The 22,140-nt window shown below is 61.3% G+C and carries 22 protein-coding genes; 14 read left to right on the top strand and 8 right to left on the bottom strand.

The window, feature by feature from the left end:
* Nucleotides 1–89: 89 nt before the first annotated feature.
* Genes hypE through hypA form a run of 5 tightly spaced genes read right to left on the bottom strand, consistent with a single transcriptional unit; the run spans nt 90 to nt 3,701 of the window.
* Nucleotides 90–1,100: a hydrogenase expression/formation protein HypE gene (hypE, locus tag N438_RS10580; protein ID WP_008806188.1), complete on the bottom strand. Its 1,011-nt coding sequence runs from the start codon at nt 1,098–1,100 to the stop codon at nt 90–92.
* Nucleotides 1,097–2,218: a hydrogenase formation protein HypD gene (gene hypD / locus N438_RS10575; RefSeq protein WP_012967355.1), complete on the bottom strand. Its 1,122-nt coding sequence runs from the start codon at nt 2,216–2,218 to the stop codon at nt 1,097–1,099. The genes hypE and hypD overlap by 4 nt, the downstream gene beginning before the upstream one ends.
* The gene (locus N438_RS10570; RefSeq protein WP_022064696.1) at nt 2,218–2,490 is read right to left on the bottom strand and encodes a HypC/HybG/HupF family hydrogenase formation chaperone; all 273 of its coding nucleotides are present in this window, start codon (nt 2,488–2,490) and stop codon (nt 2,218–2,220) included. Before N438_RS10570 ends, hypD begins: the two co-directional genes overlap by 1 nt.
* Nucleotides 2,481–3,353, bottom strand: a complete 873-nt coding sequence (gene hypB, locus N438_RS10565; protein WP_049163405.1) for a hydrogenase nickel incorporation protein HypB — start codon at nt 3,351–3,353, stop codon at nt 2,481–2,483. The genes N438_RS10570 and hypB overlap by 10 nt, the downstream gene beginning before the upstream one ends.
* Before the next feature lie 3 nt (nt 3,354–3,356).
* The gene (gene hypA, locus N438_RS10560; protein WP_012540763.1) at nt 3,357–3,701 is read right to left on the bottom strand and encodes a hydrogenase maturation nickel metallochaperone HypA; all 345 of its coding nucleotides are present in this window, start codon (nt 3,699–3,701) and stop codon (nt 3,357–3,359) included.
* A 209-nt stretch (nt 3,702–3,910) separates the two neighbouring features.
* On the opposite strand from hypA, the gene hycA reads away from it, so the two are divergent.
* The 9 genes from hycA to hycI all read left to right on the top strand — a co-directional run bounded on the left by hycA (nt 3,911) and on the right by hycI (nt 11,715).
* Nucleotides 3,911–4,360 carry a formate hydrogenlyase regulator HycA gene (gene hycA / locus N438_RS10555; protein WP_116696281.1) on the top strand — a complete coding sequence of 150 codons (450 nt, stop codon included), beginning with the start codon at nt 3,911–3,913 and terminating at the stop codon, nt 4,358–4,360.
* Between the two features lie 82 nt (nt 4,361–4,442).
* Entirely contained in the window at nt 4,443–5,051 is a 609-nt protein-coding gene (locus N438_RS10545; RefSeq protein ID WP_049163403.1) for a 4Fe-4S dicluster domain-containing protein, read from the top strand.
* Nucleotides 5,048–6,874 (top strand): formate hydrogenlyase subunit 3, encoded by a 1,827-nt coding sequence (gene hycC / locus N438_RS10540; protein WP_049163400.1) that lies wholly within the window; start codon nt 5,048–5,050, stop codon nt 6,872–6,874. Before N438_RS10545 ends, hycC begins: the two co-directional genes overlap by 4 nt.
* Nucleotides 6,875–6,876: 2 nt before the next feature.
* On the top strand, nt 6,877–7,800 hold the full coding sequence (locus N438_RS10535; protein WP_012967358.1) for a respiratory chain complex I subunit 1 family protein: 924 nt from the start codon (nt 6,877–6,879) through the stop codon (nt 7,798–7,800).
* 16 nt (nt 7,801–7,816) lie between these two features.
* Nucleotides 7,817–9,526, top strand: coding sequence for a formate hydrogenlyase subunit HycE (gene hycE, locus N438_RS10530; protein ID WP_004151044.1), 1,710 nt, complete (start codon nt 7,817–7,819; stop codon nt 9,524–9,526).
* Between the two features lie 9 nt (nt 9,527–9,535).
* The gene (locus tag N438_RS10525) at nt 9,536–10,078 is read left to right on the top strand and encodes a formate hydrogenlyase complex iron-sulfur subunit (protein WP_032731138.1); all 543 of its coding nucleotides are present in this window, start codon (nt 9,536–9,538) and stop codon (nt 10,076–10,078) included.
* A complete protein-coding gene (locus N438_RS10520; RefSeq protein ID WP_002914891.1) occupies nt 10,078–10,845 on the top strand; it encodes an NADH-quinone oxidoreductase subunit B family protein in 768 nt (255 codons plus the stop codon). The genes N438_RS10525 and N438_RS10520 overlap by 1 nt, the downstream gene beginning before the upstream one ends.
* Entirely contained in the window at nt 10,842–11,252 is a 411-nt protein-coding gene (locus tag N438_RS10515; RefSeq protein ID WP_032731137.1) for a formate hydrogenlyase maturation HycH family protein, read from the top strand. The genes N438_RS10520 and N438_RS10515 overlap by 4 nt, the downstream gene beginning before the upstream one ends.
* A complete protein-coding gene (gene hycI / locus N438_RS10510) occupies nt 11,245–11,715 on the top strand; it encodes a hydrogenase maturation peptidase HycI (RefSeq protein ID WP_008806179.1) in 471 nt (156 codons plus the stop codon). Before N438_RS10515 ends, hycI begins: the two co-directional genes overlap by 8 nt.
* On the opposite strand, the gene N438_RS10505 is transcribed toward hycI, so the two are convergent.
* From N438_RS10505 to ascF, 3 genes are all read right to left on the bottom strand, one after another.
* Complete coding sequence (locus N438_RS10505) at nt 11,712–12,020, bottom strand: SymE family type I addiction module toxin (protein ID WP_012967361.1); 309 nt, start codon at nt 12,018–12,020, stop codon at nt 11,712–11,714. The two genes, hycI and N438_RS10505, sit on opposite strands and share 4 nt — an antisense overlap.
* Nucleotides 12,021–12,201: 181 nt before the next feature.
* Entirely contained in the window at nt 12,202–13,626 is a 1,425-nt protein-coding gene (locus tag N438_RS10500; RefSeq protein ID WP_022065322.1) for a 6-phospho-beta-glucosidase, read from the bottom strand.
* A gap of 26 nt (nt 13,627–13,652) precedes the next feature.
* On the bottom strand, nt 13,653–15,095 hold the full coding sequence (gene ascF, locus N438_RS10495) for a PTS cellobiose/arbutin/salicin transporter subunit IIBC (RefSeq protein ID WP_012967363.1): 1,443 nt from the start codon (nt 15,093–15,095) through the stop codon (nt 13,653–13,655).
* Nucleotides 15,096–15,362: 267 nt separating this feature from the next.
* Between ascF and N438_RS10485 the strand changes: the two genes are divergently transcribed.
* The 5 genes from N438_RS10485 (at nt 15,363) to N438_RS10465 (ending at nt 22,139) form a co-directional block, all read left to right on the top strand.
* Entirely contained in the window at nt 15,363–16,376 is a 1,014-nt protein-coding gene (locus N438_RS10485) for a LacI family DNA-binding transcriptional regulator (RefSeq protein WP_022065321.1), read from the top strand.
* A gap of 135 nt (nt 16,377–16,511) precedes the next feature.
* The gene (hydN, locus tag N438_RS10480) at nt 16,512–17,039 is read left to right on the top strand and encodes an electron transport protein HydN (RefSeq protein WP_008806174.1); all 528 of its coding nucleotides are present in this window, start codon (nt 16,512–16,514) and stop codon (nt 17,037–17,039) included.
* An 8-nt stretch (nt 17,040–17,047) separates the two neighbouring features.
* A complete protein-coding gene (gene hypF / locus N438_RS10475) occupies nt 17,048–19,276 on the top strand; it encodes a carbamoyltransferase HypF (protein WP_116696280.1) in 2,229 nt (742 codons plus the stop codon).
* A gap of 2 nt (nt 19,277–19,278) precedes the next feature.
* Entirely contained in the window at nt 19,279–20,292 is a 1,014-nt protein-coding gene (locus tag N438_RS10470) for a HoxN/HupN/NixA family nickel/cobalt transporter (protein WP_116696279.1), read from the top strand.
* A gap of 512 nt (nt 20,293–20,804) precedes the next feature.
* Entirely contained in the window at nt 20,805–22,139 is a 1,335-nt protein-coding gene (locus tag N438_RS10465) for an MFS transporter (RefSeq protein ID WP_022065928.1), read from the top strand.
* Nucleotide 22,140: the final 1 nt, after the last annotated feature.

Raw genomic sequence — 22,140 nt, 5'->3', positions numbered from 1 at the left:
CGGCTCGCGCTGCGCTTAGCCGGGCTACGTGCGCGCAGTTTTGTAGCCCGGATAAGGCGCCAGCCGCTATCCGGGACCCGACGCCGTCGTTAACAAATTCTCGGCAGCGGCTCGGCGTGGGGAAGATCGAGCGTACGCTTCACGCCGTACAGCCCAACGGAACGCACGCCCGGGCGGTCGACCACTTCGCCGATTATCGCCGCATCGCGTCCCAGTGGGTGAGACCGCAAATGCGCTAGCACGTTTTCCGCGGCCTCGCGGGCGACGGCGAGCACCAGTTTGCCTTCATTGGCGAAGTTCAGGGCGTCCAGCCCAAGCAGTTCGCAGACGCCGCGCACCGTATCGTTGACCGGCAGCGTTGCCTCCTGCAGTTCGATGCCGCAGCCGCTGGCGGCGGCGAACTCATGGGCGACGGCATTGACCCCGCCGCGGGTGGCGTCGCGCAGAGCTTTCACTCCACTCAGTGGCCGCAGGGTCTGGATAAGCGGCGTCAGCACCGCGCAATCGCTGGACAGCGCGCCGTCCAGCCCCATCTGCTCGCGCAGGTTAAGGATGGTGGCGCCATGATCCCCCAGCGTGCCGCTGACCAGTAGCACATCACCGGCGCTAATCTGCTGCGTCCCCCAGCGAACGTCCGCCGGGATGGCGCCGATGCCGGCGGTGTTAATAAACAGCTTATCCGCCGCGCCGCGCGGCACCACTTTAGTGTCGCCGGTGACGATGGCGATCCCTGCCGCCCGGGCGGTGTCGGCCATGCTGGCGACCACCGCTTCCAGGGTGGCCATCTCCAGCCCCTCTTCGAGAATAAAGCCGCAGGAAAGATAGCGGGGGATGGCGCCGCTGACCGCCACATCGTTGGCGGTACCGCAGACGGCCAGCTTGCCGATATTGCCGCCGGGAAAGAACAGCGGGTCAATCACGTAGCTGTCGGTGGAGAAGGCGAGGCGGTCCCCCTGGGCGGCGAGCGCCGCCAGATCGAGGCGCGCCTGATCCTCCTGCTCCGCCAGCCAGGGGTTGGCGAAGGCCTGCATAAACAGGTCGCCGATCAGCTGCTGCATTGCCTGACCGCCGCTACCGTGGGCTAACTGGACGCTTTTCATGCTTCATTTTCCTGACTGCGATATTGATACCAGGCGGCGCAGGCCCCTTCTGAGGAGACCATCAGCGCGCCAAAGGCGCTTTGCGGATTGCAGGTGCGGGCGAAGAGCGGGCACTGGTGCGGTTTACAGCGGCCGGTCAGCACCTCGCCGCAGCGGGCCCGCGGGTCGTCGCACACGCGCTGCGGCGCCGGGCGGAAATGCGCCTCGGCATCGAAGCGCTGATAGGCTGGCGTAAGCTGCACGCCGGAGTCGCTAATGACCCCCAGGCCGCGCCATTCGCTGTCGCCATCCAGGCGAAAGACGTCGGCCATCGCCGCCTGCGCCAGCGGGTTGCCGGCATCCGGCACCACGCGACGGTACTGATTTTCCACATCGCTGCGCTGCGCTATTGTCTGCTCAACCAGCATCACCGCGCCTTGCAGTAGATCAAGCGGTTCGAAACCAGCGACCACTAAAGGACGATGATAGTCGCTGGCGATAAAGCCGTAGGCTTCGGTGCCGATCACCATACTGACGTGGCCCGGGGCGAGAAAGGCGTCGATACTGTTGTCCGGCTGATCCAGCAGGCTGCGCAGGGTCGGCAGCAGGGTGATGTGCTGGCAGAAAAAGTAGAAGTTATCGACGTTGCGCTCCCGCGCCTGACGCAGGGTGAGGGCGGTGGCGGGCATGGTGGTTTCGAAACCGAGGCCGAAAAAGACCACCTCACGCTGCGGGTTTTGCTGCGCCAGCCGCAGGGCGTCCATCGGCGAGTAAACGATGCGGACATCGGCGCCGCGGGATTTCGCCTGCAGCAGCGAGCCGTTTTTACCTGGCACGCGCATGGCGTCGCCGAAGGTGCAGAAGATGACCCCCGGACGGCTGGCAATCTCAATGCAGGCATCGATGCGCCCCATCGGCAGGACGCACACCGGGCAGCCTGGCCCATGAATAAATTCGATATTCTCCGGCAACAGCTGGTCGAGCCCGAATTTAAAAATGGCATGAGTATGGCCGCCGCAGACCTCCATGATGCGTAGCGGTCGCGCGGCGGTGTGCGGCAGCAGACGCGCACGCTGCTGAAGATGCGCCACCAGCTGCATCACCTGTTCGGGGGCGCGGTATTCGTCAACGTAACGCATTATCGCTCCTCGCCGTACAGCAGGGCGCCGACGTCCGGCTCCACGTCAAACATATTTTGCAGCGCCTCGAGAGTGTCGCGCGCTTCGGCTTCATTGATCACGCTCATGGCGAACCCAACGTGCACCAGCACCCACTGGCCGAGACGCGTCTGACCCTGCTCGTCAACGGCGCCCACCAGCGTCAGGTCGACGTCGCGCTGAATGCCACAGACTTCCACCTTAGCCAGCACGCCGTCGATGGCGCAAATTTGTCCCGGAATGCCTATGCACATCGCTGCGTCTCCAGCCAGGTGAGCCACTGCTCCATGCCTTCGCCGCTGGTGGCCGAGAGGAGAATAATCTCAATATGCGGATTGACCTCACGGGCGCAGGCCAGGCACTTCTCAACGTCGAAATTGAGATACGGCAGCAGGTCGACTTTGTTGAGCAGCATCAGGCTGGCGGCGGCAAACATATGTGGATATTTCAGCGGCTTGTCTTCGCCTTCGGTGACCGACAGCACTGCCACCTTATGGCGTTCGCCAAGATCAAAGCTGGCCGGGCAGACCAGGTTGCCGACGTTTTCGATAAACAGAATGCCGTGGTCAGCCAGCGGCAGGCGCGGGGCGGCGTCGGCGATCATCTGGGCATCGAGATGGCAGCCTTTCCCGGTATTGACCTGAATCGCCGGGGTGCCGGTGGCGCGAATGCGGGCGGCGTCATTGACCGTTTGCTGATCGCCTTCAATCACCGCGCAGTCGGCGCGTCCTTTCAGCCGGGTGAGGGTTTCGGTCAGCAGGGTGGTTTTACCGGAGCCGGGGCTGGAAACCAGATTCAGCACCAGCTGCTGTTTCGCCGCAAAGTGTGCGCGGTTGCGCGCCGCCAGACGGTTGTTTTTATCCAGCACGTCGATCTCCACTTCCAGCATCCGCCGCTGGCTCTGCCCCGGGGCGTGAGTCCCAGCCTCGCCATGGCCGTAATGCAGGTCGCCCTCTGGCGTGCGGGTGGGGGCGAAGTGATCGGTTTTGACACCGGTGATGGTCATCGTCTGGCGTGGGGCGGGCGCGAAGGGGGCGCTGCGGAACGCGGAATGCGGGTTTCGTTCGTCTCCTTCAATATAGAGGTTGCCTTCGCCACAGCCGCATGTTGTACACATAGTTTACTCCAGTTCTAAACGCTGAATCTGTAAGCCGTCATCCGCCACGATCTGTAGCTGGTCGTTATTGCAGAGCGGGCAGCGGCGGACGTGCTGCGAGACAAGATGGACGTACTGCTGGCAGCGTTCGCACCAGCATTCAGCCTGTTGTTCGGCGATATGCAGTTCGCACCCCTCCGCCAGCGTGCCGCGGCAGACCAGCTCAAAGCAGAAGGTCAGGGCGCTGGCTTCCACGCAGGAAAATGCGCCGACCTTGAGCCACACGCCGGTCACCCGTCGCGCGCCGGCCTGCTGCGCCTGTTGTTCAATAATTTCCAGCGCCCGCTGGCTGAGGGTGATTTCGTGCATAGTCGCCTCCGTATCGCAATGCGCCTTGTATGCAATAACGATGCCAGAATGAAATCGTCGTGGCCGTCGATGTCGATGTCGACGCCCCGGGGCTGTCATCGACATGTCGCATCGGTAGGGATGAATACAAAAACATAGTTAAATCAATTAAATAAAAAATGGCATGAAAAATGCTTAGAGGGTGCATCTCATGCAACGGAGAAACCGATATGACTATTTGGGAAATAAGTGAAAAGGCGGATTACATCGCCGACCGTCACCGGCAGCAGCAGGAGCAGTGGCACATCTACTGTAACTCGCTGGTTCAGGGGATCACCCTGTCGAAGGCCCGCCTGCATCACGCGATGAGCTGCGCGCCGGATAAAGAGCTGTGCTTCGTGCTGTTCGGCCATTTTCAGGTGTTTGTCGCGCTGGCGGAAGGCTTTAACAGCCACACCATCGAATACTACGTCGAAAACAAAGGCGGCGGTGATAAGTACCTGATTGCTCAGGCCACGCTGGTGGCAGATGGCACGGTGGACGGGCGGATCAGCAACCGCTCCCGCGACCAGGTGCTGGAGCACTATCTGGCGATTATCGCCACTGTCTATGACCGTCTATATGACGCCATGGAGCAAGACCAACCGGTGGATTTAAGCCATCTGGCCCTGACCCACTGATCGCGAGGTGTCGACACGTGTCGAAAATGACACCTGCGCAACCTGATTTCGTCAAAAATGACTTTCACCCGAGGATGACCCGGTGAACCGTTTTGTAATTGCTGACTCCACTGTCTGTATCGGCTGCCGCACCTGCGAAGCCGCCTGCTCTGAGACGCATCGCCAGCGCGGCCTGCAGGCTATGCCGCGGCTGCAGGTGATGCGTAATGAAAAAGAATCGGCACCGCAGATGTGCCACCACTGCGAAGATGCCCCCTGCGCCACCGTCTGCCCGGTTAACGCCATCCAGCGCGTCGATGGCGCCGTCCAGCTCAACGAGAGCCTGTGCGTAAGCTGCAAACTGTGCGGCATCGCCTGCCCGTTTGGCGCCATCGAATTTTCCGGCAGCCGTCCGCTGGATATTCCGGCCAATGCCAATACCCGACTGGCGCCCCCCGCGCCGCCGGCGCCGGCCCGTGTCAGCTCGCTGCTCGACTGGGTGCCCGGCGTGCGCGCCATTGCCGTGAAATGCGACCTCTGCCACTTCGATGACCAGGGCCCGGCCTGCGTGAGGACCTGCCCGACCAACGCGCTGCTGTTGGTGGATAGCCGGGATATCGCCCAGGCCAGCAAGCGTAAACGCCAGCTGACCTTTAATACCGACCTTGGCGACTTGTCGCTGTTCCAGGCGCAACAGGGGGAGAGGGAATGAGTGTAATAGGATTAGTCAATCAGGCGGTGATGTGGTACGCCGCCAGCGCCGTGCTGGCCTTTGTGTTTGCCATGCGTAAACCGCTCAGCGGCGCTATTGCCGGGATCGGCGGCGCGGTGGCCAGCGCCATGCTGGTGGTTGCCGGCGGCTCAGCGCTCTTGATGCCGGAACGGATCCACGGCGGAATGCTGCAGTTTCTGCATCTGACGATGCGGGTGGGCGGTGTCAACGCGCTGTGGCTGCTGGCCATCGGCCTGTCGGCGCTGCCGGTGTCATTGTTCAATATTAGCTGGCATCGCCATCCGCAGGTGAAGGCCAACGGCCTGCTGGTCAACCTGCTGTTGGCCGCCGCCACCTGCGCGGTGGTGGTGACCAATATCGGTTCGCTGGTGGTGATGGCGGAGATCATGGCGCTCTGCGCGGCGTTTCTCACCGGCTGCGCCGCTTCCGGTAAGCTGTGGTTTGCCCTGGGGCGTCTCGGCACGTTGCTGATGGCCTGGACCTGCTGGCTGGTGTGGTCGACCTACGGCACCCTCGAGCTGGCGCAGATCAACCTCCAGGCAGTGGATATGATGCAGAACCCGCTGCTGTGGCTGCCGGGACTGGTGGGGTTCGCCCTGCTGGCCGGGGCGATCCCGCTGCACGGCTGGGCGCCGCAGGCTCACGCCGGGGCCAGCGCGCCGGCCGCCGCGCTGTTTTCCACCGTGGTGATGAAGGTCGGTCTTTACGGCATGCTGACCGTCTCGCTGGCCGGCGGCGTGCCGCCGCTGTGGTGGGGCGTCATGCTGCTGGCGCTGGGGATGATCACCGCCTTTATCGGCGGGCTGTATGCCCTGATGGAGCATAACATTCAGCGTCTGCTGGCCTATCACACCCTCGAGAACATCGGCATCATCCTGCTGGGGCTGGGCGCCTTTGTTACCGGCGTGGCAACCCGCAACAGCACGCTGATGGTGCTGGGGTTTATCGGCGGCATGTATCACCTGATTAACCACAGCCTGTTCAAAACCACGCTGTTCCTCGGCGCCGGGGCGGTGTGGTTCCGTACCGGCCATCGCGATATCGAGAAGCTGGGCGGCATCGGTAAAAAAATGCCGTTGATCTCCCTCGCCATGCTGGTAGGACTGATGGCAATGGCGGCCCTGCCGCCGCTGAACGGCTTCGCCGGCGAGTGGGTTATCTACCAGTCCTTCTTCAAAATGAGCACCGGCGACCTGTTTATTGGCCGTCTGCTGGGGCCGCTGCTGGCCGTCGGCCTGGCGATCACCGGCGCACTGGCGGTGATGTGTATGGCGAAAGTCTATGGCGTGACCTTCCTCGGCGCGCCGCGGACGAAAGAGGCGGAAAACGCCACCTGCGCCCCCTGGCTGATGACCCTGAGCGTAATACTGGCGGCGGTCTTCTGCCTCGTTGGCGGCATCGCCGCGCCGTGGCTGCTGCCGCTGGTGAGCGGCGCCTTCCCGGTGCAGGCTCAGGTATCGAGCGTGGTATCGCAGCCGATGATCGCGCTGCTGCTTATCGCCTGCCCGCTGCTGCCGTTCCTGCTGATGATCTTCTTTAAAGGCGATCGCCTGGCGGCGCGCTCGCGCGGCGCGGCGTGGGTCTGCGGTTACGACCACGAGCAGTCGATGGTGGTAACGGCCCACGGCTTTGCCATGCCGGTGAAAGAGGCCTTTGCGCCGTTGCTGAAGCTGCGTCACTGGCTGAACCCGGTGCGTCTGGTGCCGGGCTGGCAATCGGCCTCGGCGCCGGCGCTGCTGCGTGGGATCGCGCTGGTTGAGCTGGCGGTGCTGGTGGTGATTGTCATTTCGCGAGGAGCCTGAGAATGAGTCTGTTAATTGCATTGCTACAGGCGCTGGTGCTGTTTGCCGTCGCGCCGCTGTTGTCCGGGATCGTTCGCGTCGCCCGCGCGCGGCTGCATAACCGCCGCGGACCGGGGGTACTGCAGGAGTATCGCGATATCCTGAAACTGCTGAGCCGCCAGAGCGTCGGCCCTGACGCCTCGGGCTGGGTGTTTCGCCTGACGCCGTACGTCATGGTGGGCGTGATGCTGACCATCGCCACCGCGCTGCCGGTGGTGACGGTGGACTCTCCGCTGCCGGTGCTCGGGGATCTCATCACCCTGATCTACCTGTTCGCCATCGCCCGTTTCTTCTTTGCCATTTCTGGTCTGGACACCGGCAGCCCGTTTACCGCGCTGGGCAGCAGTCGCGAAGCGATGCTCGGCGTGCTGGTGGAGCCGATCCTGCTGCTGGGCCTGTGGGTGGCGGCGCAGGTCGCCGGCTCGACCCATATCAGCACCATCACCGATACCCTTTACCACTGGCCGGCGGCGCGCAGCATTCCACTGATTCTGGCGCTGTGCGCCTGCGCCTTCGCCACCTTTATTGAGATGGGCAAACTGCCGTTCGATCTGGCGGAAGCAGAGCAGGAGCTGCAGGAGGGCCCCCTGTCGGAATACAGCGGCAGCGGCTTTGGCATCCTGAAGTGGGGCATCAGCCTCAAACAGCTGGTGGTGCTGCAGATGTTTGTCGGGGTCTTTTTCCCGTGGGGTCAGATGACCAGCTTCAGCGTCGGCGGCCTGCTATTGGCGCTGGTGGTCGCCATCGTCAAGCTGGTGGTCGGGGTGCTGATTATCGCGTTGTTTGAAAACAGCATGGCGCGTCTGCGTTTTTGTGCCACCTCCCGCGTCACCTGGGCCGGGTTTGGTTTTGCCTTTTTAGCTTTCGTCTCCTTGCTGGTGGCGTGATTAAGAGAGTTTGAGCATGTCTGAAGAAAAAATCGGTCAACACTATCTTGCGGCGCTGCACCAGGCCTTTCCGGGCGTGGTGCTGGACGAAGCCTGGCAGACCAAAGACCAGTTAACTATCACCGTGAAGGTCAACTACCTGCCGGAAGTGGTGGAGTTTCTCTACTACCAGCAGGGTGGCTGGCTGTCGGTGCTGTTCGGCAACGATGAACGTAAGCTCAACGGCCACTACGCGGTCTATTACGTGCTGTCGATGGAGCAGGGCACCAAATGCTGGATCACCGTGCGCGTGGAAGTGGACGCCAACAAACCGGAATACCCGTCGGTGACGCCGCGCGTCCCGGCGGCGGTGTGGGGCGAGCGCGAAGTGCGCGATATGTACGGCCTGGTGCCGGTCGGCCTGCCGGACGAACGTCGTCTGGTGCTACCGGACGACTGGCCGGACGAACTCTATCCGCTGCGCAAAGACAGCATGGACTATCGCCAGCGTCCGGCGCCGACCACCGACGCGGAAACCTACGAGTTCATTAACGAGCTCGGCAGCAAGAAAAACAACGTGGTGCCGATCGGCCCGCTGCACGTCACCTCTGATGAACCTGGCCACTTCCGCCTGTTCGTTGACGGCGAGAACATTATCGATGCCGACTACCGCCTGTTCTACGTCCATCGCGGGATGGAAAAGCTGGCGGAAACCCGCATGGGCTATAACGAAGTGACCTTCCTGTCGGACCGGGTGTGCGGCATCTGCGGCTTCGCCCACAGTACCGCTTACACCACCTCGGTGGAGAACGCGATGGGCATCGTGGTGCCGGAGCGGGCGCAGATGATCCGCGCCATTCTGCTGGAGGTGGAACGCCTGCACTCGCACCTGCTGAACCTCGGTCTGGCCTGCCACTTTACCGGCTTTGACTCCGGCTTTATGCAGTTCTTCCGCGTGCGCGAAACCTCAATGAAGATGGCGGAAATTCTCACCGGCGCGCGTAAAACCTACGGCCTGAACCTGATCGGCGGGATCCGCCGCGACCTGCTGAAAGAGGACATGATCCAGACCCGTCAGCTGGCGCAGCAGATGCGCCGCGACGTGCAGGAACTGGTGGATATGCTGCTCAGCACGCCGAATATGGAACAGCGTACCGTCGGTATTGGCCGTCTGGATCCGGAAATCGCCCGCGACTTTAGTAACGTCGGCCCGATGGTGCGCGCCAGCGGCCACGCCCGCGACACCCGCGCCGACCACCCGTTTGTCGGCTACGGCCTGCTGCCGATGGAAGTCCACAGCGAGCAGGGTTGCGACGTAATATCTCGCCTCAAGGTGCGGATCAACGAGGTTTATACCGCGCTGAATATGATTGATTTCGGTCTCGATAACCTGCCGGGCGGCCCGCTGATGGTGGAAGGGTTCACCTATATTCCGCACCGCTTCGCACTGGGCTTCTCCGAGGCGCCGCGCGGCGACGATATCCACTGGAGCATGACCGGCGACAACCAGAAACTGTACCGCTGGCGCTGCCGGGCGGCGACCTATGCCAACTGGCCGACCCTGCGCTATATGCTGCGCGGCAACACCGTTTCCGATGCGCCGCTGATCATCGGCAGCCTCGACCCGTGCTACTCCTGTACCGACCGCATGACCGTTGTCGACGTACGCAAGAAGAAGAGCAAAGTGGTGCCGTACAAAGAGCTGGAGCGCTACAGCATCGAGCGTAAAAACTCGCCGCTGAAATAAGGAATCGCCATGTTTACCTTTATTAAAAAAGTTATTAAGACCGGCACCGCGACGCACGCCTACCCGCTGGAGCCGATGCCGGTAGACAAAAACTTTCGCGGCAAGCCGGAGCATACGCCGCAGCAGTGTATCGGCTGCGCGGCCTGCGTGAACGCCTGCCCGTCGAACGCCCTGACGGTCGAGACCGATCTGACCACTAAACAGCTGGCGTGGCAGTTCAACCTCGGGCGCTGCATCTTCTGCGGCCGCTGTGAAGAGGTGTGCCCGACGGCGGCGATTAAGCTGTCGCCGGAGTATGAGCTGGCGGTGTGGAAGAAAGAGGATTTCCTCCAGCAGTCGCGCTTCGCTATCTGCCACTGCCGGGAGTGCCAGCGTCCGTTCGCGGTGCAGAAGGAGATCGACTACGCCATCGCGCTGCTCAAGCATAACGGCGATACCCGCGCCGAGCTGCACCGCGAAAGCTTCGAAACCTGCCCGGAATGCAAGCGCCAGAAATGCCTGGTGCCGTCCGATCGTATTGAACTAACCCGCCATATGAGGGAGGCCAGCTGATGAGTACTTTACTTGGCCCGCGCGATGAAAACGGCATTCCCGTGCCGATGACGGTGGATGAATCCATCGCCAGCATGAAGGCCTCGCTGCTGAAGAAGATTAAACGTTCGGCCTACGTCTACCGCGTCGACTGCGGCGGCTGCAACGGTTGCGAAATTGAAATCTTCGCCACCCTTTCGCCGCTGTTCGACGCTGAACGCTTCGGGATTAAAGTGGTGCCTTCGCCGCGCCATGCCGATATCCTGCTGTTTACCGGGGCGGTGACCCGCGCCATGCGCTCCCCGGCGCTGCGCGCCTGGCAGTCGGCGCCGGATCCGAAGATCTGTATCTCCTACGGCGCCTGCGGCAACAGCGGCGGCATCTTCCACGACCTGTACTGTGTCTGGGGCGGTACCGATAAAATCGTACCGGTCGATGTCTATATTCCGGGCTGCCCGCCGACGCCCGCCGCCACCCTGTACGGCTTTGCTATGGCGCTCGGCCTGCTGGAGCAGAAAATCCATGCTCGTCTGCCAGGCGAACTCGACGAACAGCCGACCGAGCTGCTGCATGCCGATATGGTGCAGCCCCTGCGGGTGCGCATCGATCGCGAAGCGCGGCGTCTGGCGGGCTATCGCTATGGCCGGCAGATTGCTGACGACTATATGCGTCTGCTCGGCCAGGGCGACAGCCAGGTGCTGCGCTGGCTGGAGGCGGAGAAAGATCCGCGTCTGACCGAGATCGTCACCCATCTCAACCAGGTGGTCGAGGGGGCGCGTATCCGATGAGCGAGACGGTGGTGTTCAGTCAGCTGAGCCGTAAATTTATTGATGAGAACGACGCCACGCCGGATCAGGCGCAGCAGGTGGTCTATTACAGCCTGGCGATTGGCCACCACCTCGGCGTCATCGACTGTCTCGAGGCGGCGCTGAGCTGCCCGTGGGAGGCGTATCTGGCATGGATCGCCACCCTTGAGGCCGGGAGCGCCGCGCGGCGCAAAATGGAGGGTGTGCCGAAGTATGGCGAAATCGTCATCGACAGCAGCCATGTGGCGATGCTGGCCAACGCCTTTGATAAAGCGCAGTCCGCGCAGACCCCGCAGCAGCAGGCGTGGAGTAAAACCCTGCTCAGCATGCTGCATGATATTCACCAGGAGAGCGCCATCTATCTGATGGTGAGGAGATTACGTGACTGACGTTTTACTCTGTGTTGGCAACAGCATGATGGGCGACGACGGTGCCGGCCCGCTGCTGGCGGAGATGTGCGCGGCGAACCCGGCCGGCCAGTGGGTGGTCATCGACGGCGGCAGCGCGCCGGAAAACGACATCGTGGCGATCCGCGAATTACGCCCCGAACGCCTGCTGATTGTCGATGCCACCGATATGGGCCTCAACCCCGGCGACATTCGCGTCATCGACCCCGACGACATCGCCGAGATGTTTATGATGACCACCCATAACATGCCGCTCAACTATCTGGTCGATCAGTTGAAAGAGGACGTCGGCGAGGTGATTTTCCTCGGCATTCAGCCGGATATCGTCGGTTTTTATTATCCGATGACCCAGCCGGTAAAAGAGGCCGTTGCCCGGGTGTACCAGCAGCTGGCAGACTGGCAGGGCCAGGGCGGCTTTGCCCGGCTGGAGGCTGAAGACGATTAACCCAGCGGCGAACCGGGCTCTCCGCCGGCGCACGACTGACCTGCCGGGAGCCCCGTTCCCGGCGGCGCCAGCTCAAGATTCTCTATCACTAATTTCCCGGGTGACACCGAGACTCTGACCTGCGTGCCGACCGGAAACCCCGCCTGCTCCAGCCAGTCGCCGTTCAGGTTCAGGGCTGCGTGGCGGGTGTAGCGCCGCGTCTCCCGCGTTTTGCGGTCTTCATGGCGTTTTCTGACATATCCCACGGTTAACTGGCGAATGGCCCTGGCTATCCCTCTGGCTGCGGTAGTGTGCTGTGCGCTCATGATGTGCTCCTTGCTGAAGATACCCCTGTAAAAGTACTGGATAAAATACCAGTTATTGTGAACAGGAGGCAAACCAGAAACTGGAATCAGGCTCGAGAAAAAAGCATGTAATAGATGCAACAGAAAGCAGACGCCCGTCCCCCGTTTATCGCGGGGAATGGGCGCGCGTGGGCGAGGACGCTTAGTCGAGATCGGCGCCGTTGCTGGCTATCACCTTCTGGTACCAGAAGAATGACTTTTTACGCTTACGCGCCAGGGTGCCGTTGCCGGCATCGTCGCGATCGACATAGACAAAGCCGTAGCGCTTGCTCATCTCGCCGGTTGACGCCGAGACCAGATCGATGCAGCCCCAGCTGGTGTAGCCCAGCACCGGAATACCGTCGCCGATAGCGTCGCGCATTGCCCTGATGTGCTCGCGCAGGTAGCTGATGCGATAGTCGTCATTGATGTCGCCATTGGCATCGATCTCATCGCGGGCGCCAAGCCCGTTTTCCACCAGGAACAGCGGTTTCTGATAGCGGTCATACATCATGTTCATGGTGATGCGCAGGCCCAGCGGGTCGATGCCCCAGCCCCATTCGCTGGCCGGGATGTGCGGGTTCTTCAGCGACTTGACGATGTTGGCGGCATTGGTGTTGCTGGCGTTCATCTCCGCCGAGGCGCAGCGCGACGCGTAGTAGCTAAAGGAGACGAAATCGACGGTGTTTTTGAGGATCTCGTCATCGCCCGGCTGTTTCGCAATCGTGACCCCTTTTTCCCGGAACACCCGCGCGGCCCACACCGGATAGGCGCCGCGCGCCTGGACGTCGATAAAGAACAGATTTTCGCGGTCCTTCTCCAGCGCCATCCACACATCTTCCGGCTTGCAGGAGTAAGGATAGAAATTGCCGCCCGCCAGCATGCAGCCGACCTGATTTTGCGGGTTAATCTCATGAGCGATTTTTGTCGCCAGCGCGCTGGCCACCAACTCGTGATGCGCGGCCTGGTACTTCACCTGCTCCTGGTTTTCACCCTCTTCAAACACCAGACCGGCGCCGGAGTAGGGGCTGTGCAGCATGATGTTGATTTCATTGAAGGTGAGCCAGTATTTCACCAGACCGTCAAAAGCTTCAAAGCAGGTGCGGGCGTAGTGGCTGAAAAAATCCACCATTTTGCGGTTGCGCCAGGAGCCGTACTCCATCACCAGATGCATCGGCACGTCGAAATGACACAGCGTGACCAGCGGCTCGATACCGTGCTTTTTGCACTCCTCAAACAGTGAGCGATAGAAGGCGATGCCCTGCGGATTCGGCTGCTGCTCGTCGCCGCGCGGGAACAGGCGGCTCCAGGCGATGGAGGTGCGAAAGACGCTGAACCCCATCTCGGCCATCAGGGCAATATCTTCTTTATAGCGATGGTAAAAATCGATCGCTTCATGGCTGGGGTAAAATTCGTCTTCACGCAGCGTAAAGCGCTTCTCCAGGCCTAATTTTACCGGCAGGCGGTGGGCGCCGTGGGGGAGGGTATCCACGGTGGTCAGCCCCTTACCGCCTTCAAGATAAGCGCCTTCAGACTGGTTGGCGGCCAGTGCGCCGCCCCATAAAAATCCCTGTGGGAAACTCGCCATGCATTACCTCATTATCAATTGTGTGTTCAGGCGTGGGATGCCTGGGCCCGGGCCTGGCGCGCTCTGGCGTCGGCAGCGGCCTGTTCAACGGGAATATCTTCAAAGCCGAGGATCAGCGTCAGGGCAAACGACAGCACCACCGACAGCGCCATCACGCCAAATACCCAGACGATAGTCATCGGATTGGCTGGATCGAAAAACTGCACGCTGGTAAACAGCCCTGGCGCCGCCATCGAATGGCTGGCCAGACCGGCGATTCCCGCCACCGCGCCGCAGATAAAGCCGCTGATTAAGCTGGCGATCAGCGGGCGCTTCAGGCGCACCGCCACGCCGTACAGCGCCGGTTCGGAAATCCCGGCCAGAATCGCCGATGCCGCGGCGGCCAGCGCCGTCTGGCGCAGCTCCGGGTTTTTGGTTTTCCACGCCACCGCCAGCGACGATCCGCCCAGCGACAGGTTGGCGCCGATCTCCGATGGCATCACCATGCCCTCTTTGCCGGTTTCGGCGATGGTCTGAATGATGGTTGGCGTAAAGACGCGGTGCATCCCGGTCATCACCAGCAGTGGCCACAGCCCGCCCATGATCGCCACCGACAGCCAGCCGAGATAGCTGTGGATCGTATACACCAGCGCGGAAATGGCGCTACCGATCCAGATGCCCAGCGGGCCAATCAGCAGGATCGCCAGCGGGGCGGCGATCAGCACGATCAGCATCGGCTTAAGGAAGTTTTTCGTCACCGCCGGGGTAATGCGATCCACCCAGCGCTCGATATACGACAGGCACCAGGTCATCACCAGCGCCGGGATCACCGTGTAGGTGTATTTCACCGCGGTAACCGGAATAAAGGCAAATTCAACGTGTTCGCCCTGGGCGGCTTTGGCCATCAATTCGATAAACCCGGGATGCACCAGCACCCCGGCGATGGCGATAGCCAGCGACATATTGGTTTTGAATTTCACCGCCGCGGAGGCGGCCACCATCAGCGGCAGGAAGAAAAATGCGCCATCGCCGATAAGCGCCAGAAGTGTCAGCGTCGGCGAGCCTTTCGGCAGTGCGCCGCTCATCTCAAGGATCATTGCCAGCAGCTTGACCATCGATCCGCCGATAATCGCCGGGATCAGCGGCGACATGGTGCCGATCAGCGCGTCAAGGATCCCGGCGCCGATGCGTTTCAGGGTTAGCGGCGCTTTGCCCTGCGGCTCAGCCGGGCGCAGGTCGCCAGGCAGCAGATTCACCACCTCGCGGTAGGCCTGGGAAACGGTATTGCCGATGATCACCTGGCATTGGTTATCGCTGCGCACAACGCCGAGTACCCCGGTCAGGCCTTTCAGGGTGGGGCTATCGACCTTTTCGTCGTCTTTGACCACGAAGCGCAGACGGGTCATGCAGTGGGTCACGGCGGCGACGTTATCGACTCCGCCGATTGCCGCGACTATCTGTTGCGCCAGGGCTGCATAATTTTTCGACATCGGATTTTATCCTGTTTATCAATAGGGTACTGATCTGCTACCGCGCCGCATCGCCGGGCGATACCATGTTTATATAGGAAACCGGTTCCACAAAATAATGGTGAGTTTCATTTGATTGCACAAGAAATAAAAAAAGATGATCTCAATTTTGTGATTTTGATCGCGAAGCGTCGCCGTGAGCCGGATCGCGGTGGTGAACAGGGGAATGCTGTAAAAGCGGGAAACGTGCAGTACACTGCCTGCAACTTTTGCAACAGGAAGAATCACATGGCAACGATGCTGGAGGTCGCAAAGCGCGCGGGGGTATCGAAGGCAACCGTTTCGCGGGTACTGTCGGGCAACGGCTATGTCAGTCAGGAGACCAAAGACCGGGTGTTTAAGGCAGTGGCGGAGAGCGGCTATCGGCCTAATCTGCTGGCGCGCAACCTGGCGACCAAAACGACGCAAACCCTGGGCCTGGTGGTGACCAACACCCTGTACCACGGCGTCTATTTCAGCGAGCTGCTGTATCACGTGGCGCGGATGACGGAAGACAAGGGACGACAGCTGATCCTGGCCGACGGCAAGCACAGCGCGCAAGAGGAGCGGGAGGCGATCCAGTACCTGCTGGACCTGCGCTGCGATGCGATCATCATCTACCCGCGCTTTCTCACCGTTGACGAGATGGACGAGATCGTTGAGAACCACTCGCAGCCGATCATGGTGCTTAACCGCCGCCTGCGTCGCCACGCCAGCCACTGTGTCTGGTCCGATCAAAAAGCCTCGGCGATGCGGGTGGTGGAGCGGCTGATTGCGCTTGGCCATCGCGATATCGCCTTTATTACCGGTTCCCTTGACTCACCCACCGGCGTCGAACGCCTTGCCGGCTACAAAGACGCGCTGGCTGGCCATGGCATCGCCCTGAACGAGGCGCTCATCGCGGAGGGGCGCTGGACGCCGGAAACCGGCGCGGCGGCGGTGGAGATCCTGCGTCAGCGCGGGGTGACCTACAGCGCGCTGGTGGCGAGCAATGACGATATGGCGATCGGAGCGATGAAGCAGCTTCACCAGCTGGGCGTTAAGGTTCCGGATCAGGTCTCGGTGGTGGGGTTTGATGATATTGTGCTGGCGCCGTATATGGTGCCGTCGCTCGCCAGCGTTCGGGTACCGGTGACGGAGATGATTAAAGAGAGCATCAATCGGCTGATATTTATGCTGGATGGTGGGGAGTTCAACTTTCAGCAGAGCTTCCCCGGGGCGCTAATTGAGCGTGATTCACTGGTGGCGGGTCCCTGTGCCTGACGTCGTCAGCTGTCATCGTCACTACTGACGATGACAGCAAATGTTCGATTTAATTCTCTTAACTATCAATAATATAAAAACTGGAACGTATTATGCATACTCCGGCGCCTAACCTTCTTACTGCTGGAGAAATGGATGAACCGTTTCATTATCGCCGATGCGAGCAAATGTATCGGCTGTCGCACTTGCGAAGTGGCCTGCGTGGTGTCCCATCAGGAACATCAGGATTGCGCCGCCCTGACGCCTCACACCTTTCAACCGCGTATTCACGTGATCAAAGGGGTCAATGTCTCCACGGCGACCGCCTGCCGTCAGTGTGAAGACGCCCCCTGCGCCAACGTCTGCCCGAACGGCGCCATCAGCCGCGATAAAGGCTTTGTCCATGTGATGCAGGAGCGCTGCATCGGCTGCAAAACCTGCGTTGTTGCCTGCCCGTACGGGGCGATGGAGGTGGTGGTGCGCCCGGTGATCCGCCATAGCGGTGCCGGACTGAACGTCGTGGCGGAAAAAGCCGAAGCCAACAAGTGCGACCTCTGCTTCCACCGCGAGAGCGGCCCGGCCTGCATGGAAGTCTGCCCGACGCACGCCCTGGTGTGCGTTGACCGCAACAAGCTGGAGCAGATGAATATCGAGAAACGTCGCCGTACGGCGCTGGCCTGGTAAGTCGTGGCATGAACGGGGTGCAAATCCGCATTCGCGGTAAAGTGCAGGGGGTGGGGTTCCGCCCCTTTGTCTGGCGGCTGGCCCGGAGGCAGGCCCGCTGCGGCGATGTCTGTAATGACGGTGACGGCGTCCTGGTGCGGCTGGCCGGGGGCGACGATGGTTTTACTGCCGCTCTGGCTGACCACTGCCCGCCGCTGGCGCGTATCGACAGCACCGACTGCACCCCTTATTGCTGGACGGCCACGCCGCAGGATTTCACCATCCGCGAGAGCGGGGCGGGATGCATGCGCACTCAGATCGTGCCCGATGCCGCGACCTGTCCGGCGTGCCTCGCGGAGATGAACGATCCCCGGGCGCGCCGCTACCGCTACCCCTTTATCAACTGCACCCACTGCGGGCCGCGGTTAACCATTATCCGCGCCATGCCCTACGACCGGCCTTTCACCGCAATGGCGCCGTTCCCGCTCTGTTCCCCTTGTGAGGCGGAGTTCCGCGATCCTGCGGATCGCCGTTTTCACGCCCAGCCGGTGGCCTGCCCCGACTGCGGACCGCGGCTGGAATGGCGGGCAGAGGGGGAAACGCTGAACAGCGAGGCGGCGCTGCAGGCGGCCATCACGCGGCTGGCGGCAGGCGACATCGTGGCGATAAAAGGCATCGGCGGCTTTCATCTGGCCTGCGATGCCGGTAATCCCGCTGCCGTTGCCACGCTGCGGGCGAGGAAACACCGTCCGGCGAAACCGCTGGCGGTGATGTTGCCGTCAGCGGCGGGCTTACCCGCCGACGCCGCGGCGCTGATGGGCTCCCCGGCGGCGCCCATCGTACTGATTGCTAAAGCGCAGGTCTCCGGCCTGTGTGACGAGATTGCGCCAGGACTTGCGGAAGTAGGGGTGATGCTGCCGTCTAATCCGCTGCAGCATTTACTTCTGCAGGCCCTGGCGCGCCCCATCGTCATGACCTCCGGCAACCTTAGCGGCCGTCCGCCGGCGTTAAGTAATGCTCAGGCGCTCAACGACTTAGCCGACATTGCCGACGGCTTTCTCTTGCATAATCGCGACATCCTGCAGCGAATGGATGATTCGCTGGTGCGGTCAAGCGGTGAAATGCTGCGCCGCGCCCGGGGCTACGTCCCGGATGCGCTGCCGCTGCCGCCGGGGCTACAAGACATCCCGCCGCTACTGGCTCTCGGCGCGGATATGAAAAATACCTTCTGCCTGGCGCGCGGCAGCGAAGCGCTGCTGAGCCAGCACTTTGGCGATCTTGGCGAGGAAGGCGTTGAACAGCAGTGGCGCAGCACCCTGCAGCTGATGCAAAGCATTTACGCGTTTGTGCCGCAGCGGGTGGTGGTTGATGCCCACCCCGGCTATCGCTCAACGCAGTGGGCGGCGTCCCTGTCGCTGCCGGTGGAGACGGTGCTGCATCACCATGCTCATGCCGCGGCGTGCCTGGCCGAGCACCGCTGGCCGCTTGACGGCGGCGACGTTATCGCCCTGACCCTCGACGGCATCGGCATGGGGGAGAACGGCGCGCTGTGGGGCGGGGAGTGCCTGCGGGTTAACTATCGCCAGTGCGAACATCTTGGCGGGTTGCCGGCCGTCGCGCTGCCGGGCGGTGACCTGGCGGCGCGCCAGCCGTGGCGAAATCTGCTGGCTCAGTGCCTGGCCTTTGTCCCTGACTGGCAGGATTATCCGCAGACCGCCCCCCTCCGCCAGCGCAACTGGCCGCTGCTGGCGCAGGCCATTGAACGCGGCATTAATGCGCCGCGCGCCTCGTCCTGCGGACGGCTGTTTGATGCCGTTGCCTGCGCGCTGGATTGCGCGCCGGAGAGCCTGAGCTATGAAGGCGAAGCAGCCTGTCGGCTGGAAGCGCTGGCCGCCAGCTGCCCCGGCGTCAGCCACCCGGTTACGCTGCCGTGGCGCGACGACGTGCTGGACTTAGCCACCTTCTGGCGACAATGGCTGGGCTGGCAGGCGACCCCGGCGCAGAAAGCCTGGGCCTTCCATGACGCCCTGGCCTGTGGGCTGGCGGCGATGGCCCGCGACTGCGCCACTGCCCGCGGTATCGAGACGATGGTCTGCAGCGGCGGGGTGCTGCATAACCGCTTGCTGGCGGCGCGATTGACCTTTTATCTGGCGGATTTTACTCTGCTGTTTGCGCAGCAGTTGCCGGCCGGCGACGGCGCAATCGCCTATGGTCAGGCGGTGATCGCCGCCGCCCGCGGGCAGGCTCAAGGAACATAACAATGATAATGACAGTTTTACGCCAGCAGCCGCGCGCTGCGGGACTGGTGTTGGGGTTGATCGCGGCGAACTTACTGGCCTGGTGCTGGGCGCTGCAGGCCTTTGGCGACAGCGGCGCGCTGATAGCCGCCAGCCTTCTGGCCTGGGGCTACGGCCTGCGCCACGCGGTGGATGCCGACCATATCGCGGCGATTGATAACGTGACCCGCAAGATGATGCAGCAGGGGCGGCGGCCATTCGCCGTCGGGGCCTGGTTCTCGCTGGGCCACTCATCGATTGTGGTGCTGGCCTCGGCGGCGATTGCCGCGACCGCCACCGCCTTCAGCGCGCAGATGAGCTGGCTGCATGACACCGGCAGCGTCATCGGCACCGCCGTGTCGGCCCTGTTTTTACTGGCGATGGCCTTTATCAACCTGGTGATTTTACGCAGCGTGTGGCGCAGCTTTCGGGCGTGGAAGCGCGGTGAGAAGGTGAGCGACGAAATCGTCAGCGGCGGCGGGGTGATGAGCTGGCTGTTTGGCAAAACCTTCCGTCTGGTCAGCCGCAGCTGGCAGATGTACCTGGTCGGCTTCCTGTTCGGCCTCGGTTTTGACACCGCTACCGAAATCGGCGTGCTGGGTATCTCCGCCGCCGGCGCGTCGAGCGGGATTTCCGTCTGGTCGATTATGGTCTTCCCGGCGCTGTTCGCCAGTGGTATGGCGCTGGTGGATACCCTCGATAACGTGCTGATGGTCGGCGCCTACGGCTGGGCGTTCAGCAAACCGCAGCGCAAGCTTTATTACAATATGACCATCACCGGCACCTCGGTGGTGGTGGCGCTGTTTATCGGCGGCCTGGAAGCGCTGGGCCTGCTGATGGATAAGTTTGCGCTCAGTGGCGGGATATGGCGCTGGGTGGGGATGTTAAACGATAACCTTGGCGATGCCGGATTTGTGGTGGTGGGGCTGTTCGTCGCCTGTTGGGCGCTGTCGGTGCTTAACTACCGCTGGCGCGGCTACGACAATCTGGCGCGTTAACCTGGAGATTTTCCCGGCTTGCGCTGTGCTTAGCCGGGCTACCCGATCTGCCCGGCGGCGCTGCGCTGCGCAGGCTGACCCAGGTCCTGGCGATGCATCGCTCTGCGTCAATAATCTCAATTACTTAACTCACTGAAAAATTAGTGTTTTTTATCAAATCTTCATTTTCCCTCGTTTTAACGACCCGAAGTATCTGTGATTCACCTCTTATTTACATAATTTAAACCGATCGTTAACTGGATAAAAACACGGCAGCCTCGTTATAGTAGTTTTGTAAAATAAAACTAAGTTGTACACAGTGCAACAAAGGCGAGATGTTCATGGAGATCGTTACCGCGCCGCACCTTGCGGCCAGAAACGTGTGGCTTGCGTTACCTGGTGAAGCAACATGACAACCCAGGCAGCCCATCCTCATCTCCGGACGCGGCAAAACGGACGCATCAGGCTGAAGTCACTTATTTCGTCACTACATCGTTTTCCTGATAAACATAATGAAACCCTGCGAGGAAACCATGACCGATCAATTACCGAACCGCGCTATCGATAACGATGCGCTGGAAAAAGAGACCATGCGGCGGGTTATCTGGCGCATCCTGCCTTTCCTGGTTGTCAGCTACCTGGTGTCGATTATTGACCGGGGCAATATTGGTATGGCTGCGCTGCAGATGAATGAGGATCTGGGCCTGAGTAAGGCGGCTTTTGGCTTCGCCAGCAGTTTGTATTTTGTCGCCTATTTTATCTTTGAAGTGCCCAGCAACCTGGCGATGCAGAAGGTGGGGGCGCGCTTGTGGATCCCGCGCATTATGATCAGTTGGGGAGTGGTATCGATGTGTATGGCGCTGGTGCAGAACACCACCTCCCTTTACATCGTCCGTTTTTTACTGGGCGCTGCCGAAGCGGGCTTTTTTCCGGGCGTGGTACTCTATCTTACCTGGTGGATCCCGTCACGCTACCGTGCGCGTATTATTGCCTCTTTTATGGTGGCCATTCCGCTGGCTAACTTTATCGGCTCACCGCTTTCAGGGCTGATCCTGATGCTGGATGGCTGGTTAGGGCTGCGCGGCTGGCATCTGTTATTCATTATTGAAGGGTTGCCGGCGGTGCTGCTGGGGATTGCCGCTTTCTTTATTTTGCGCGACCGCCCGCATCAGGCTGGCTGGTTAAACGACCGGCAGAAGACGTGGCTGGAAAACACGCTTCAGGCGGAGCGCCAACAGCAGAAACAGATCGGCCATACCACCACATGGCAACTGTTGAAGCATCGCCAAATCTGGCTGATGGCGTTGATTTACGCCGGTGCGTCGTCTGCCGGCACCACGCTTAGCGTCTGGTCTCCACAGCTGCTGAAGTCGTTCCATCTTGATAACCTGACCACCGGGCTGCTGAATGCCATCCCCTATGGACTGGCGTCGGTGCTGATGATTGTCTGGGGACGCAGTTCGGACCGGAAAAATGAACGCCGCTGGCACACGGCGCTTACCCTCTTTATGATTGCGGCTGGCGTGTTCGCGGCATTTATCAATCTGTCGCTTCCGGCCACCATTATGATCCTCAGTACCATACTGATTGGCGCTTATGCGGCGAAGGGCCCCTTCTGGGCGCTGGCATCGGGCTGGATGAGCAGCACGTCAGCCGCCGCCGGGCTGGCGGCCATCGGCGCGATCGCCAACCTGATTGGCGGCGCGGTGATGGTGAATGCCTATGGCATTATTAGCGAACGGACAGGAAGCCATACGCTGGCGATGCTGCCGCTGGCCGCCTTGTGTCTGGCAGGCGGCATTGCGGTGCTGGCCATGGGACGGCGTTACTCGCAGACTGCCAGGCAGGAAAAACAGATGACCCATTAAT

Source organism: Klebsiella sp. GL120222-02 (assembly GCF_003097195.1).
Classification (GTDB): Bacteria; Pseudomonadota; Gammaproteobacteria; order Enterobacterales; family Enterobacteriaceae; genus Klebsiella; species Klebsiella variicola.
Note: the sequence above shows the minus strand (reverse complement) of the source record. Positions and strands in the feature narration are given on the sequence as shown.

What these genes read in the sequence shown, in the direction of transcription:
- N438_RS10535 (WP_012967358.1), top strand. Translation starts at nt 6,877, where the DNA reads ATGAGTCTGTTAATTGCATTGCTACAGGCGCTGGTGCTGTTTGCCGTC.
- N438_RS10515 (WP_032731137.1), top strand. Translation starts at nt 10,842, where the DNA reads ATGAGCGAGACGGTGGTGTTCAGTCAGCTGAGCCGTAAATTTATTGAT.
- hydN (WP_008806174.1), top strand. Translation starts at nt 16,512, where the DNA reads ATGAACCGTTTCATTATCGCCGATGCGAGCAAATGTATCGGCTGTCGC.
- hypE (WP_008806188.1), bottom strand. Translation starts at nt 1,100, where the DNA reads ATGAAAAGCGTCCAGTTAGCCCACGGTAGCGGCGGTCAGGCAATGCAG.
- hycA (WP_116696281.1), top strand. Translation starts at nt 3,911, where the DNA reads ATGACTATTTGGGAAATAAGTGAAAAGGCGGATTACATCGCCGACCGT.
- ascF (WP_012967363.1), bottom strand. Translation starts at nt 15,095, where the DNA reads ATGTCGAAAAATTATGCAGCCCTGGCGCAACAGATAGTCGCGGCAATC.
- N438_RS10470 (WP_116696279.1), top strand. Translation starts at nt 19,279, where the DNA reads ATGATAATGACAGTTTTACGCCAGCAGCCGCGCGCTGCGGGACTGGTG.
- hypF (WP_116696280.1), top strand. Translation starts at nt 17,048, where the DNA reads ATGAACGGGGTGCAAATCCGCATTCGCGGTAAAGTGCAGGGGGTGGGG.
- hycC (WP_049163400.1), top strand. Translation starts at nt 5,048, where the DNA reads ATGAGTGTAATAGGATTAGTCAATCAGGCGGTGATGTGGTACGCCGCC.
- N438_RS10525 (WP_032731138.1), top strand. Translation starts at nt 9,536, where the DNA reads ATGTTTACCTTTATTAAAAAAGTTATTAAGACCGGCACCGCGACGCAC.
- N438_RS10520 (WP_002914891.1), top strand. Translation starts at nt 10,078, where the DNA reads ATGAGTACTTTACTTGGCCCGCGCGATGAAAACGGCATTCCCGTGCCG.
- N438_RS10500 (WP_022065322.1), bottom strand. Translation starts at nt 13,626, where the DNA reads ATGGCGAGTTTCCCACAGGGATTTTTATGGGGCGGCGCACTGGCCGCC.
- hycE (WP_004151044.1), top strand. Translation starts at nt 7,817, where the DNA reads ATGTCTGAAGAAAAAATCGGTCAACACTATCTTGCGGCGCTGCACCAG.
- hypA (WP_012540763.1), bottom strand. Translation starts at nt 3,701, where the DNA reads ATGCACGAAATCACCCTCAGCCAGCGGGCGCTGGAAATTATTGAACAA.
- hypD (WP_012967355.1), bottom strand. Translation starts at nt 2,218, where the DNA reads ATGCGTTACGTTGACGAATACCGCGCCCCCGAACAGGTGATGCAGCTG.
- N438_RS10570 (WP_022064696.1), bottom strand. Translation starts at nt 2,490, where the DNA reads ATGTGCATAGGCATTCCGGGACAAATTTGCGCCATCGACGGCGTGCTG.
- N438_RS10505 (WP_012967361.1), bottom strand. Translation starts at nt 12,020, where the DNA reads ATGAGCGCACAGCACACTACCGCAGCCAGAGGGATAGCCAGGGCCATT.
- N438_RS10485 (WP_022065321.1), top strand. Translation starts at nt 15,363, where the DNA reads ATGGCAACGATGCTGGAGGTCGCAAAGCGCGCGGGGGTATCGAAGGCA.
- hypB (WP_049163405.1), bottom strand. Translation starts at nt 3,353, where the DNA reads ATGTGTACAACATGCGGCTGTGGCGAAGGCAACCTCTATATTGAAGGA.
- N438_RS10465 (WP_022065928.1), top strand. Translation starts at nt 20,805, where the DNA reads ATGACCGATCAATTACCGAACCGCGCTATCGATAACGATGCGCTGGAA.